Source organism: Nitratireductor aquibiodomus NL21 = JCM 21793 (genome assembly GCF_000615975.1).
In the GTDB taxonomy this organism is placed as follows: domain Bacteria; phylum Pseudomonadota; class Alphaproteobacteria; order Rhizobiales; family Rhizobiaceae; genus Nitratireductor; species Nitratireductor aquibiodomus.
In genome coordinates, this window is the sequence record NZ_BAMP01000102.1 from 1 (window position 1) to 13,746 (window position 13,746).

A 13,746-nucleotide genomic window follows, 5' to 3' on the forward strand; every position below is an offset into this window, starting at 1 on the left:
ATGTTGGGATAGGGCTCGAAGGGCTGATGCGCCGAGAGCATGTCATTGTAGGCGGTCACGATGCCGAGATTGGGGACCCGATCGCCGGAAAGTGCTGCCTTGTCGGTCGGACCGCAGGCGGCGAACCCATGGGCGAGGTTTCCGCAGGAGAGAACGGAGCGGTGCACCGCTTGACCGGCAGCGTGTTCGAGACGCTCCAGATAGGCTTCGCGGCTGGCGCGCGAACGCTCGCGGATGCGGGCTGTGACGGCTTCGATTTCGGGTCTGGCGGTCATGGCATGGCGTCCTGTGTAGCAGTTGCTCCCGCGCCTCAGGTCTGGCTGGCGGGCGCCCAGAATATCCGGGCAGGATGTTTCGCCCTGGCGAGCACCGCGCTGATGGGCGCGTCCGGGCCGGGTTGCATGGCCAGCGCTTCCTCGAGCGTCTTGCGCTTGTCGTCGCCCTCGATGTGAAGGGCGAGGAAACGCGCGCCGGCAATGCGGTTCATGGAGAGCGTCAGGCGCGGCTCGCCGGCACTCTCAGAGGAGACGGGCAGCACATCCGGGCCTTCTGCCGGTTTGAGCAGCGTCTCGATGGTCGTGGCGTCGGGAAAGAATGATGCAGTGTGCCTGTCATTGCCCATGCCGAGCACCACCACGTCGAGGGGCGCCGGAATTTCCGCGAGCACGCCTGCGGCTTTTTCTGCCGCCTCGGCAATGCTTTCTGCCTCATGGTAGAGGCCGACAAAGGCGGCTCGGGCGGCCTTGTTCTGCAAAAGGTGCTGGGCGACCAGCCGGGCATTGGAACGCGGCGAATCCGCCGGAACGAAACGCTCGTCCACAAGGGTGACGGTAACTTTGTCCCACGGGATGTCGCGTCGTGACAGATGGTCGAAAAAGAGTGCGGGTGTGCGGCCACCGGAGACGGCAATGGCCGCGCGGCCCCGCTCCTTGACGGCAGCGGCGAGAACTCTGGCGACGGCGGCCGAGAGATCTTCCGCCAGGGCTTCGGGCGAGGCGAATTCATGCCATTTGCAGTCCACCATGGTCAGGTGCTCTCATGCCAGGTACGGCCGTCGCGCTCGATCAGCGCGATTGAGGAGGACGGGCCCCATGTGCCTGCCGTGTAGCCCTGTGCGGGCTGCTCGTTGTCTTCCCAGGCGGCAATGATCGGGTCGATCCAGCGCCATGCCGCTTCCACCTCGTCGCGGCGCATGAACAGGGTCTGGTTGCCACGGATCACATCCATGATGAGCCGCTCATAGGCATCGGGATTGCGCACGCTGAAGGATTCGGCAAAGCTCATGTCGAGTGGCACATGACGCAGGCGCATGCCGCCGGGGCCGGGGTCCTTGATCATGATCCACTGTTTGACGCCTTCGTCTGGCTGCAGGCGGATGACGAGCTGATTGGCAAAGACCTTGCCGGCGCCATCCTCGAAGATGGAATGCGGGATCGGCTTGAACTCGATGACGATTTCCGAAACGCGGGTGGCGAGCCGCTTTCCGGTGCGCAGATAGAATGGCACGCCGGACCAGCGCCAGTTTTCGATCTCAGCCTTGATGGCAACGAAGGTTTCGGTGTTGCTCTCGCCGCTTTCAAGCTCTTCCGTATAGCCCTTCACCGCCCCTCCATTGGAAGCACCGGCACGGTACTGGCCGCGTACGGTCGCCTTTTCCGCGCTTGCGGAGGTGATGGGCTTCAGCGCGCGCAGCACTTTCAGCTTTTCGTCGCGCACCGTATCGGCGTCCATCGAGGCGGGCGCTTCCATTGCAACGAGGCAGAGAAGCTGGAGGATGTGGTTCTGCACCATGTCGCGCAGCGCGCCGGCCTTGTCGTAATAGCCCGCGCGGCCTTCCAGCCCGACAGATTCGGCCACGGTGATCTGCACATGGTCGATATGGGCGGAGTTCCAGAGCGGTTCGTAGAGCGCATTGGCAAAGCGCAGCGCCATCAGGTTCTGCACCGTCTCCTTGCCGAGATAATGGTCGATGCGGAAGACATTGTGCTCGTCGAAGACGCGGGCGATGGCATCGTTCAATTCGTGCGCGGAGGCCAGCGAACGGCCAATCGGCTTTTCAACGATGACACGGGCCGTGTCCGTCGACAGGCCATGCTTGTCCACCTGTCCGACAATGTCGTCGAAAAGGCTGGGTGCCACTGCCATGTAGAAGGCGCGCACGCTCTTGCTGTCACCGACCTCGGTTTTGAGATCTGCAAAGCCTTCTCCCGATTTCGCATCCGCCGGCACATAGGAAAGACGAGCCAGAAAATGCTTAAGCTCCTTTGCCTCGATATCGTCCTTGGCGACATGCTCGCGGATCGCTTTCTCGGCAAAGGTGCGAAACTCTTCATCGGAGAGTTTGGTGCGCGAGGAACCGATAATGCGGGTCGGGTCGGTGAATTGTCCCGCCCGCTGACGCTGATAGAGCGCCGGCAGGAGCTTGCGTTCGGAGAGGTCGCCCGTGGCGCCGAACACCACGAGATCGAAAGGTTCGACCGGAATTGTCTGGCTGGTCATGGTTTCTCCGTCTGCGTCGGTACAGCTTGCCGTTGCTATAGTCTAATCGATTTAAGAAAGCCAGATGGGATTCCGTCGCACGCGCATGTCGAGGCTGAGCCAAGCCTGCATAACCATTTGTGCCTTGACATGTCTTCGCATGGCGGGTTTCCCATGGTTCCCTTCGCGAGCATAGGCTTGCGCACTGACATTACAAACCGGAGCGGCAGGGATGGGAACCCATTTTTCGCGCAGCGTGGCTGAGGGCCGCGCTTTCATGCAGTTCATCGACGGGCGCTCCGTCGATTCGCTCTCGGGCGAACGCATCGACGTTCGCTGCCCGTCCGACGGCAGGGTTTTCGCCTCGATCCCCGCCTCCAACGAGGCGGATGTGGATCTGGCGGTGAAATCGGCCCGCAAGGCGTTTGACGAGGGGCCATGGAGCCGCATGCCGGCGGTCGAGCGCGGGCGTTGCCTGACGCGGCTCTATCACCTGGTCGAAAAGCACGGCGAGGAACTGGCAGCACTCGAATCGCGCGACACCGGCAAGCCGATCCGCCAGGGCAAGGCCGATGTGACGGCCACCATGCGCTATTATGAGTTTTACGGCGGCGCGGCCGACAAGATCCACGGCGACACGATCCCGTTTCTCGACGGCTACACGGCGCTGACGCTGCGCGAGCCGCATGGCGTGGTGGTGGGCATCACCCCGTGGAACTACCCGATGCAGATTCTCGCCCGCGTCGTGGGTGCGGCCCTTGCCATGGGCAACACGCTGGTGGTGAAACCCGCCGAGGACGCATCGCTGACGACAATCCGCATCGCGGAACTCGCGCATGAGGCCGGCATTCCCGAAGGCGTGTTCAACGTCATCACCGGCTATGGTCGCAGCGCCGGTGCCGCCCTTTCCGCGCATCCGCTGGTGGACTACGTGACCTTCACCGGGTCGCCGATGACCGGCACGGCAATCCAGCAGGCCGCGGCGGTAAACAATCGCGGCGTGACGATGGAACTGGGCGGCAAATCCCCGCAGATCGTGTTCGCGGATGCGGATATTGAGGCGGCGCTGCCGGTGCTCGTCAACGCCATCATCCAGAATGGCGGGCAGACCTGCTCTGCCGGCAGCCGCGTGCTGATCGAAAAGCCGGTCTATGAGAAAGTCGCTTCGGCACTGGCCGAGCGCTTCTCAAAGCTGGTTGCAGGGCCGCATGATGCGGATCTCGACATCGGCCCGCTGGTCAACCCGGCGCAGCGTGACAAGGTCGCCGGATTTATCGCGGCAGCAAAGGAAGCCGGCATCCCGCTTCTGGCCGAGGGCACGGTGCATCCGGATGCGCCGGAGGGCGGCTATTATCAGGCGCCGGCGCTTTTCGGCGCCGTCGACCCGAAGGCAGCGTTGGCACAAGAAGAAGTGTTCGGGCCTGTCCTTTCGCTCTTTCCCTTCGAAGATGAGGCGGATGCGATCCGGCTTGCCAACGATACCGAGTTTGGCCTCGTGGCTGGCATATGGACGCGCGACGGCGCGCGCCAGCACCGTGTGGCCAAGCGCGTGCGCGCCGGTCAGGTTTTCGTCAATGGCTATGGCGCGGGCGGCGGTATCGAACTCCCCTTTGGCGGGTTCAAGAAATCCGGCCATGGACGCGAAAAAGGCTTTGAAGCCCTGTTCGACATGTCCGCCACAAAGACAATCGTTTTCAACCACGGCTAACACTGACAGGAATTTTCGAAATGGCACGACTTGAAGGCAAGGTCGCCGTGATCACCGGCGCGGCGTCCGGTTTTGGCGCCGGAATGGCAAAGCGTTTCGCCGAGGAGGGCGCGAAGGTCATCGTTGCGGACCTCAATGCAAAGGGTGCGGAAAAGATCGCCGGTGAGATTGGCGAGGCGGCGCTGCCCGTCACCGCCGATGTTTCCATGAAGGCCGATGTGGACGCGATGGTGGATGCCGCCATGCAGGCCCATGGTCGGCTCGACGTGATGGTCAACAATGCTGGCTACACGCACCGCAACGGCCCGATGCTGGAGGTCGATGAGGAGACCTTCGACCTCATCACCGCCGTCAACATGAAGGCGATCTATCACGCCGCGCAGGCCGTGGTGCCGATCATGGACAAACAGGGCGGCGGCTCGATCATCACCACCGCATCGACAGCCGGCCTGCGCCCGCGTCCGGGTCTTACCTGGTATAATGCCTCGAAGGGCTGGGCGATCACCGCGACCAAGTCGATGGCCGTGGAACTCGCGCCGCAGAACATCCGCGTGAACTGCCTTTGCCCGGTGGCGGGCGAGACCGGCATGCTCGATCAGTTCATGGGCGAGGACACGCCGGAAAAGCGTGCACAGTTCCGCGCATCCATTCCGCTTGGCCGGCTTTCCACACCGCTCGACATTGCCAATGCGGCCCTGTGGCTTGCTTCCGATGAGGCGGAGTTCATCACCGGTGTTGCACTCGAAGTGGATGGCGGGCGCTGCATCTGAGGCTGCGCCGCTGACGGAGAATTCCGCAGGCACGGGAACCAGATGCCCGGTCCGGAATTTTCCATAGTCGGATAAATCAGAAGGGCCATTCAACGATTGAGTGGCCGCAGGCGGGGGAACTTGCATGACCTATGAGCAGATCTTTCTTTTCAGTCTGCTGGGCGTCGTGTTCGCCTTCCTTGTCTGGGGGCGCATTCGCTATGATCTGGTCGCCTTTGCGGCGCTGATCATCGCCGTGGTGGCGGGGGTCGTGGATGCGCATGACGCATTCATGGGCTTCGGGCATGAGGCGGTGGTGATCATCGCGCTGGTGCTGATCGTCTCGCGCGCCATGATGAATGCCGGCGCGGTGGAGCTGATCGCCCGCTTCGTGCTTTCCTCCGGGCGCGCCCTTTCCACGCATATCGCTTCATGTCGGTGATTGGCGCGGGGCTTTCCGCTGTCATCAACAATGTGGCCGCGCTGGTCATGCTGATGACCCTCGACATCGAGGCGGCCAAAAAGGCCAAGCGCCCCGTCTCGCAATCGCTCATGCCACTTTCATTTGCGACGATCCTCGGCGGCATGATCACGCTGATCGGCACGCCGCCCAACATCGTCATTGCCGAGTTTCGCGGGCGGGCGCTGGGCGAATCCTTCTCCATGTTCGATTTTTCGCCGGTGGGGCTGGTGTGCGCCATTGTCGGCATCGCGTTCGTGACAACGGTCGGGTGGCGGCTGATCCCGGATACGGGACAGGCGGCGGCTGTCGGAGAAGACGGGGCGGCTGGCCTGTTCGTTGCGGAAGCGGGCGTGAAAGAAAAGTCCGGTTTCATTGGCAAGGCGGTCAGCGAACTCTACCCGCTTGCCGATGAGCACGATGTGACCGTTCTCGGTCTCGTGCGTCGCGGCAAGCGCCTGCCGGGATTCGCCGCCGGCGAGGAATTGCGCAAGAGCGATCACGTCATTCTCGAAGGCGATCCGAAATCCATTGAAGCCTTCATCGGCGCTGCTGACCTCGATGCGCCGGGCTCCGAGGAGCATGGCGGCATTCGCGGTAAGTCTCTGGTGCTGGTGGAAGCCATCGTTCCCGACAATGCCCATATGGTGGGGCGCACCGCGAACGATCTGCGGCTGCTTTATCGCCGCGGCGTGACGCTGTTGGGCGTCTCGCGTCAGGGGCGCCGGTTCCGCGAACGGGTACGAAAGCTCGTCATCAAGCCGGGCGACGTGGTGCTTCTTCTAGGGCCTGAAAGCCGGGTGAACGATGCTGCCGACTGGCTGGGCGTGTTGCCGCTCGCCGAAAAAAGCCACACGGTGATCCAGAGGGGTAAGGCGCTGTTTGCCGTGGGTGTTTTCGCGGCGGCGGTGGCGCTTTCCGTGATGGGCCTGATGCCGCTTGCCGTGGCGCTGGCCGGGGCAGTTGCCATCTATGCGCTGTTCAATGTGGTTGGCGCGCGCGAAGTTTACGAATCCGTCGAATGGCCGGTGATCGTGCTTCTTGCCTCGCTCATACCGCTGGGGCTGGCGCTCGAAGATTCTGGTGGCACCAAGTTGATCGCCGATTCCATTCTCTCGCTCACGGGCGCTCTGCCCGCCTGGGCAATCCTGGCGATCCTGATGATCGTGACGATGACGCTGTCGGATTTTTTGAACAATGTGGCGACGGCGCTGATCGCCGCCCCGGTGGGGCTTTCCATCGCCAAGGGGCTCGATGTTTCGCCTGATCCTTTCCTGATGGGTGTCGCCGTGGCCGCGTCCTGCGCATTTCTCACGCCCATAGGACACAAGAACAACACGATCATCATGGGGCCGGGTGGTTATCGATTTGGCGATTACTGGCGCATGGGCCTGCCGCTGGAAGTGCTGATCATTGCGGTGTCGGTGCCGGCGATCCTGTTCTTCTGGCCGTTGTAGAGCGGGCAACAGCGCCGTGCGTGGTGCGTGGTTCGACAAGCTCACCATGAAGGAGGTAGGCGCTTGCAAGAATGATTGGCTACACGATGCTGGTATTGCTCCTGCAGGCCTCTACCCACCTCATGGTGAGCTTGTCGAACCACGCACAGCATCAATGCAACGGGAGTTTCGAGCCTAAAGCCGATCGCGCAGGGCGTACCAGTTGAGGGCCAGAAACATCAGGATCGGGCGCAGGCGCCGACCGCCCGGAAAGGGCGGTATCTTGAGCTCCTCGAAGAGGCGGAGTCGGTCGCGGTTTCCGCACACGGTTTCGGCATAGAGCTTGCCGACAAAGTTCGACAGCATGACGCCATGGCCCGAATAGCCGCCGGCGGAAATCACATTCGGCATGACCTCGCGCACATAGGGTTTTCTGGGCATGGTAATGCCCACATAACCACCCCATGCATGGGTGAGCTCCACATCGCTCAAGGCCGGATAAAGCTCTGCGATCTGGCGGCGGATGTGCTGGTGGATCGCCTTATCTTCGCCGGGCGCATAGATTTCACGACCGCCGAAGAGCAGGCGTCCATCGGCAGAGCGCCGGAAATACCGCACGACGAAGCGGGAATCATCCACCGCTTCGCCCCCCGGCAGGACCGGGCTGTCGTCGCCGAGCGGCGGCGTGGCGCCGATGAAGGAGCCGATGGGCATGACATGGGCCGCGCTCTTCGGTTCAAGGTCGCCGCCATAGGCATTGGTGGCGATGAGGCATTTTTCGGCGGTGATTGTGCCGGTGGGCGTCTCAATACGAACACCGCCTGCATCTGAGGAAATCCGTGTGGCCGGTGTCTTCTCGAAGAGAAGTGCTCCGGCCTCTGCCGCGACGCGCGCGGTGCCCGTCACGAGCTTGAGCGGGTGAATATGGCCGGTGCCGGTGTCGCGGGTTCCGCCGAAATAGCGCGTCGAGCCGAGGCGTTGAGCGGTCTGGGCCTCGTCCATATAGGTGATGTGGGGATAGCCGAAGCGCCCGCGCATGATGTCTGCGTGCCGACGGTATTCGTCCAGATAGCGCCTCTTGTGAACCACCGAAAGCTGGCCGGGCCGATAGTCGATCTCGATGGCGTTGCCGGCGGCGAAATCGAGCAGATGGGCCTTGGCCTCTTCGGCGAGGTCGAACAGGGCTTTTGCGCGGGTAAAGCCGAGCTCTGCTTCCAGTTCCTCGGCCCAGGCGCGCTGGCCGGTGCCGAGCTGCCCGCCATTGCGGCCTGATGCACCGTCACCGAAACGGTGCGCCTCGATCAGAGCAACATTGACGCCTGCCTTTGCGAGATGCGCGGCCGCGGAAAGGCCGGTGAAGCCACCGCCGACAATGGCGACATCGACGCGATAGTCGCCATCAAGGGCCGGATATTCAGGACGCGCGCCAACGGTCGCTTCATACCAGGAGAGGCCGGGCGAAACGGGCGACTGGTAGATCATGGGCGCGTGCCTAAACGTTCAGCAACAGGTATTCGCGCTCCCACGGACTGATGACCTGCATGAAGGTCTCGAACTCTGCCCGCTTGATCGCCGCGAAGGTGGAGACGAAGGGCGCGCCGAGCATCTCTTTCAGGCTCTCGTCATCCTCAAACAGCGCAACGGCTTCCAGAAGGCCGCGCGGCAGTTCAATCTCGTCCTGATTGACGGCGGTCCCGGCGGGTGCATCGGGCTTGTTCTTCTCCAGAATGCCGATAAGGCCACAGGCGAGCGAAGCCGCCAGCGCCAGATAGGGATTGGCGTCTGAGGAAGGGATGCGGTTTTCAACGCGCCTCGCGGCGGGATCGGAACGTGGCACACGGAAGGCCGTTGTGCGGTTGTCATAGCCCCAGCGTGTGTTGACGGGAACCGCAGTGCCCTGCGTGAGCCGGCGATAGGAGTTGACATAGGGCGCGAGCATGATGAGGGCGTTAGGGATATGCCTTTGCAGCCCGCCGATGAAGTGGCGGAACATGTCGGTCTCCTCGCCCTTCTCGTCGGAAAAGACGTTCTGGCCGGTTTTAAGCGACACCACCGACTGGTGGATGTGCATTGCGGAGCCCGGCTGGTTCTGGATCGGCTTGGCCATGAAGGTGGCATAGGTGTCGTGCTTAAGCGCGGCTTCGCGGATGGTGCGCTTGAACATGAACACCTGATCGGCAAGCTCGATTGGGTCGCCATGACGCAGGTTGATCTCGAGCTGGCCCGCCCCCTCCTCGTGGATCAGTGTGTCGATCTCGAGACCCTGGCCTTCGGAAAAGTGGTAGATGTCGTCGATCAACTCGTCGAACTCGTTGACGCCGGCAATGGAATAACCCTGACCGCCACCGATGGGACGACCGGAGCGCCCGACAGGCGGGGTGAGCGGATAGTCCGGGTCGGGGTTCTTGTGGACGAGGTAGAATTCGATTTCGGGCGCGACGATGGGCTTCAGGCCGTGTTTCGCATATTCGGCCACCACACGCTTCAAGACGTTGCGCGGGCTGAACGCAACATCGCGCCCATCCTGGTGCACGAGATCGCAGATCACCTGCGCGGTTGGGTCGGTCTCCCACGGGACCGAAGAGAGCGTGGAGAGATCCGGCAGGAGCTTCAGGTCGCCATCGTCTTCCGGATAGACGAAATCGCCGCTGTTTTCGGGATACTCGCCGGAAATCGTCGTCATGAAGACGGCCGAGGGCAGCGCCAGCGACGTGTTCGACGTGAATTTCTTGGACGGCATCATCTTGCCGCGGGCAACACCAGCCTGATCGGGGGTGATGCACTCAATGTCCTCGATGCCGCGCCATTCCAGCCAGGCCGTGGCCTGCTTCCAGTCCTTCACACCGCGTAGGTTTTTCAAGAATGCGGGCGCGCGTACGGATTCACCTCTACCTGCGCGGCGGGCTAGCTTCTTCCTGTCAGGCATCAATCACCAGGGATTATTGTTTGGATGCCGGAGTATAGACTTGGGTCTGAAGGAAAGGGAAGAGCCCAGTCTTACGCCTGCACAGCCGTCAGCAGGCGCTGGATGACGGGCTGCAGTGTCTCCGGTGTCACGGGGCGAACCACGCGCGCATCCACATGCTCGACCGTTGGAGAAGCATCAAGGCGGGAAGGGATGATGGTAATGACGAGTGGGAGCCGGCGCGGCGAGGCATTTCTGTGCTGCTCCAGATGCAGGAACAGATCGTCCGACATCTGCACCTGCGCGTCGATGTCGACGATCACCAGGCCCGGGCGGGACAGCGGCGACACTGCAGAAAGAATACGCCTCGCTTCCACGGGCTCCATCGCCTGGACCTTCAGGTAGGCGCGCTGGGCAATACGCGTGAGCACGATGCGGTTGATGGGGGAGGCGGCGATGACCAGGGCCTGCGCTGGGTCGGCAACACAGGACCCCGCTACGCCCGCGCCTTTCCCATCGCAAGGCCAGTCGGTTGCATGTCTGTCTACCATCATATGCTCGCCCATCGGCTGGATTGTGAATTTCAATGCCCGGTTGAGAGTTGGGGAAAATCAATGTCACTATAGTTGAGAAGTCAAGTTACAAATATGTCAGAATCGGCATGTGCCTGTTTCGCAATCAATATTTGTTGGCCATCGGTGTGGTGGCGAAGATTTTCTTCAAACCTGAATCGTTTGTATTGTTTGATCATTGGGTCACGGACTGCCCGTGAACAAGAAAAAGCGCCCGCGCAGGAGACCTTGCGCGGGCGCTCGACTGGAGGTCGTCAGGCCGGTGTCAGGAGCCGGCCAGAGATTGGTGACGATGACCGGCACCAAGAGGTCGCCCCAGTTTCCCTCCCCGCCATGATGGCGTGCTGAGCGGACCAGTTCCACGGACACACCGGAATCGACCGCCTTCATGACCGACTGGTTGAGCCTGTGCAGGTCGTTTGCCACCATGCGGATCAGGGCCTGCTGGTCGGACGACATGGCGCTCGACTGTTCCTCTGCTCGTTCCTTGACGCGGGTGTTCGGTGTCATTTCCGTTCTCCTTTCCCGGCCGTTTCGGCCGTTGGGTTATTCCGCTGCCGGGCGGAATTGGTCGGTTTCGGTGGATTCCTTCATGGCGGTGGTCGAAGACTGGCCGCCGGTGATGGCCATGGACACGGCGTCGAAATAGCCGGTGCCGACTTCGCGCTGGTGCTTGGTGGCGGTGTAGCCATTGACTTCCGCCGCGAACTCCGCTTCCTGCAGCTCCGAATAGGCCGCCATCTGTCGGTCCTTGTAGCCGCGTGCCAGCTCGAACATGCCGAAGTTGAGCTGATGGAAGCCGGCCAGCGTGATGAACTGGAACTTGTAGCCCATGGCACCCAGCTCGCGCTGGAACTTGGCGATGGTCGCGTCGTCCAGGTTCTTCTTCCAGTTGAAGGACGGCGAGCAGTTGTAGGCGAGCAGCTTGCCCGGATGCGCCCTGTGAACGCCCTCGGCGAATTTGCGCGCCTGCTCCAGATCCGGCTTCGATGTTTCGCACCAGATCAGGTCCGTGTGCGGTGCATAGGCGACAGCGCGGGCGATGCAGGCGTCGAGCCCGTTCTTCACGCGGTAGAAGCCCTCGACCGTGCGGCCTGCCTCGTAATCGACGAACGGCTGGTCGCGCTCATCGATGTCGGAGGTGAGCAGCTTGGCGGCCTCGGCGTCGGTGCGGGCGATGACCAGGCTCGGCACGCCCATGACGTCGGCTGCAAGACGCGCGGCGTCCAGATTGCGGATGTGCTGGGCCGTCGGGATCAGAACCTTGCCGCCCAGATGACCGCACTTCTTTTCAGACGCAAGCTGGTCTTCGAAGTGGACGCCTGCTGCACCCGCCTCGATATAGGCTTTCATCAGCTCGAAGGCGTTGAGCGGGCCGCCGAAGCCGGCTTCCGCGTCGGCCACGATGGGCGCGAACCAGGTGTCGACCGACAGGCCTTTGCCTTCCGCCGTCTCGATCTGGTCGGCGCGCTGCAGCGTGCGGTTGATGCGCTTGGCGAGCTCGGGACCGGCATTGGCCGGGTAGAGAGACTGATCCGGATACATGGCCGAAGCGGTGTTGGCGTCGGCGGCAACCTGCCAGCCGGAGAGATAGATCGCCTTCAGGCCGGCACGGACCATCTGCATGGCCTGATTGCCGGAGAGTGCGCCCAGCGCGTTGACGAAGTCCTCTTCGTGGATGAGCTTCCAGAGGCGCTTTGCGCCTTCCTCGGCGAGCGTGTGACGGATGGTGACTGAGCCGCGCAGGCGCTGCACATCCTGCGGCGTGTAGGGACGCTCAATGCCATCGAAGCGGCCTTCCGCAGCGCCGGGAACAAGGTTGTAAAAATCCGTCATAATTGCCTCCGTACAGGATTTGTTTCACTGGCGGAGCTGCCTGACTGGGTGTCATTGCGCCCCGATTTCGTTACAGGATTTACATTGCGGCGCAGCGAAAGCGGAGAGAAAACCGGATTTTTGCCGAAATTTTCGTGTCAGCATGTCTGGAATTTGACAGAGTGGACGTGTAAATTTGTAAATTGTGTAAGGACGGGTTTGTGCAACAGTTTTGTAAAGTCGTGTAAAGCGGAACGGTCGCGTGTCGCCGGGGACGCCGAGAACAACGGGATTCCATCATGGCCAACCAGAAGATATTCGCCGGGCCGCGCATCAGGCGCATTCGCACAGCCAAGGGGCTGACCCAGACGGCGATGGCTGAAGGGCTGGGCATTTCGCCGTCCTATCTGAACCTGATCGAACGCAACCAGCGGCCGCTCACCGTTTCGCTCATTCTGAAGCTCGCCTCTGTCTATAAGGTCGACCCGGATGAGCTGCAGGGCGAGGCGGGTTTATCGCTCGCGGCGCTGCGAGAGGTGTTTTCCGATCCGCTTCTTGCGGGTGAGCTGCCCGGTGAGCAGGAACTGGTGGATGTGGCCGAGGCTGCGCCCAACGCGGCGGCGGCGCTCGTAAAACTCTACCGCGCCTATCGCGAGCAGGCGGATCGCATGTCGGATCTTTCAGAGATGCTGGCGCGGGAAGGGCGCACCACCGCCATTTCCGCAACGCGCCTGCCGATTGACGAGGTGCGTGAGACATTCGAGCGTCACGCGAACCATTTCGCATCTCTCGAAGAAGAGGCGGAAAGCTTCCACAAGCTGATTGGGCCGGGCGACGATCTTTCCGGAGCCATCAGGGGCTGGCTGAAACAGGAGCACGGCATCGTGGTGCGTCTGCTTCCCGTGGCGACCATGCCGAACTGGCGGCGGCGATACGATCGCCATTCGCAGCGCCTTTTCATTTCCGAACGGCTGTCGCCGGCCGACCAACTGCGCGAGATCGCCATGGAGGCCTGCCTGCTGCGCATGTCAGTGGCGATTGCCGCTGAGATCGAGGCGCTGAAACTGTCGAGCAACGAGGCCCGCAGGCTCGCGCGGTTTGAACTCGGGCGCTATGCGGCACACGCGTTGATGATGCCCTATCAGGCATTCCTCTCGGCGGCCGAACGCGCGCACTACGATGTGGATGTGCTGAAATCGCGCTTCGGCGTGTCATTTGAGCAGGCGGCGAACCGGCTGACGACGCTCGCGCGGCCGGGTGCGTCGGGCGTGCCATTCTTCATGCTCGAAGTGGACAATGCGGGCAACCGTTTCCGCAAGGCGGGCGCGCTGGGCTTTCCGCAGGCGCGCTTCGGCGGCGGGTGCCCGAAGCTGGCCGTTCATGCAGCTTTCGCACAGCCGGGGCAGGTGCTGGTGGAGGCGGTGGAAATGCCCGATGGCGCCGAATTCCTGACAGTCGCACGCACGCTGGAGGGACCGCAGGGCGCCTTTGCCGAACGCCCGCGGCGGACGGCGCTTCTGCTGGGGTGCGATCTCGGATTTCGAGAGAGCGTGGTCTATGGCGATGCGCTGCCGGGTGCGCCGGGCAAGGCGGGAGCGCGCCGACCCATGCGCTCACGCCGGA

Annotated in this window: 9 protein-coding genes and 3 pseudogenes; 4 read left to right on the forward strand and 8 right to left on the reverse strand. The window is 62.4% G+C overall.

Annotation, left to right across the window (positions count from 1 at the left end; translation table 11 throughout):
* The 3 genes and pseudogenes from JCM21793_RS27225 to zwf form a co-directional block, all read right to left on the reverse strand.
* A pseudogene (locus JCM21793_RS27225) lies at positions 1-275 on the reverse strand (dihydroxy-acid dehydratase); the annotation flags it as partial.
* 35 nt (positions 276-310) lie between these two features.
* Entirely contained in the window at positions 311-1,024 is a 714-nt protein-coding gene (pgl, locus tag JCM21793_RS19950; protein WP_025031495.1) for a 6-phosphogluconolactonase, read from the reverse strand.
* Between the two features lie 2 nt (positions 1,025-1,026).
* On the reverse strand, positions 1,027-2,499 hold the full coding sequence (gene zwf / locus JCM21793_RS19955; protein ID WP_025031496.1) for a glucose-6-phosphate dehydrogenase: 1,473 nt from the start codon (positions 2,497-2,499) through the stop codon (positions 1,027-1,029).
* Between the two features lie 211 nt (positions 2,500-2,710).
* Between zwf and JCM21793_RS19960 the strand changes: the two genes are divergently transcribed.
* From JCM21793_RS19960 to JCM21793_RS27230, 3 genes and pseudogenes are all read left to right on the forward strand, one after another.
* A complete protein-coding gene (locus tag JCM21793_RS19960) occupies positions 2,711-4,186 on the forward strand; it encodes an aldehyde dehydrogenase family protein (RefSeq protein ID WP_025031497.1) in 1,476 nt (491 codons plus the stop codon).
* Between the two features lie 20 nt (positions 4,187-4,206).
* The gene (locus JCM21793_RS19965; protein WP_007006950.1) at positions 4,207-4,956 is read left to right on the forward strand and encodes an SDR family oxidoreductase; all 750 of its coding nucleotides are present in this window, start codon (positions 4,207-4,209) and stop codon (positions 4,954-4,956) included.
* Positions 4,957-5,080: 124 nt separating this feature from the next.
* Positions 5,081-6,852: pseudogene (locus JCM21793_RS27230) on the forward strand (SLC13 family permease).
* Between the two features lie 174 nt (positions 6,853-7,026).
* Here the strand turns inward: JCM21793_RS27230 and JCM21793_RS19975 are convergent.
* From JCM21793_RS19975 to aceA, 5 genes and pseudogenes are all read right to left on the reverse strand, one after another.
* Positions 7,027-8,313 (reverse strand): NAD(P)/FAD-dependent oxidoreductase, encoded by a 1,287-nt coding sequence (locus JCM21793_RS19975; RefSeq protein WP_025031498.1) that lies wholly within the window; start codon positions 8,311-8,313, stop codon positions 7,027-7,029.
* Between the two features lie 10 nt (positions 8,314-8,323).
* Positions 8,324-9,757, reverse strand: a complete 1,434-nt coding sequence (locus JCM21793_RS19980; protein ID WP_025031499.1) for a glutamine synthetase family protein — start codon at positions 9,755-9,757, stop codon at positions 8,324-8,326.
* 71 nt (positions 9,758-9,828) lie between these two features.
* The gene (locus JCM21793_RS19985) at positions 9,829-10,287 is read right to left on the reverse strand and encodes a response regulator (RefSeq protein WP_244439900.1); all 459 of its coding nucleotides are present in this window, start codon (positions 10,285-10,287) and stop codon (positions 9,829-9,831) included.
* 306 nt (positions 10,288-10,593) lie between these two features.
* Positions 10,594-10,818, reverse strand: a pseudogene (locus JCM21793_RS27235) (SMc00767 family acetate metabolism repressor); the annotation flags it as partial.
* Between the two features lie 36 nt (positions 10,819-10,854).
* Positions 10,855-12,144 carry an isocitrate lyase gene (gene aceA / locus JCM21793_RS19995; RefSeq protein ID WP_025031502.1) on the reverse strand — a complete coding sequence of 430 codons (1,290 nt, stop codon included), beginning with the start codon at positions 12,142-12,144 and terminating at the stop codon, positions 10,855-10,857.
* 278 nt (positions 12,145-12,422) lie between these two features.
* Between aceA and JCM21793_RS20000 the strand changes: the two genes are divergently transcribed.
* The coding region (locus JCM21793_RS20000; protein WP_025031503.1) for a helix-turn-helix domain-containing protein at positions 12,423-13,746 on the forward strand (1,324 nt) is incomplete at its 3' end.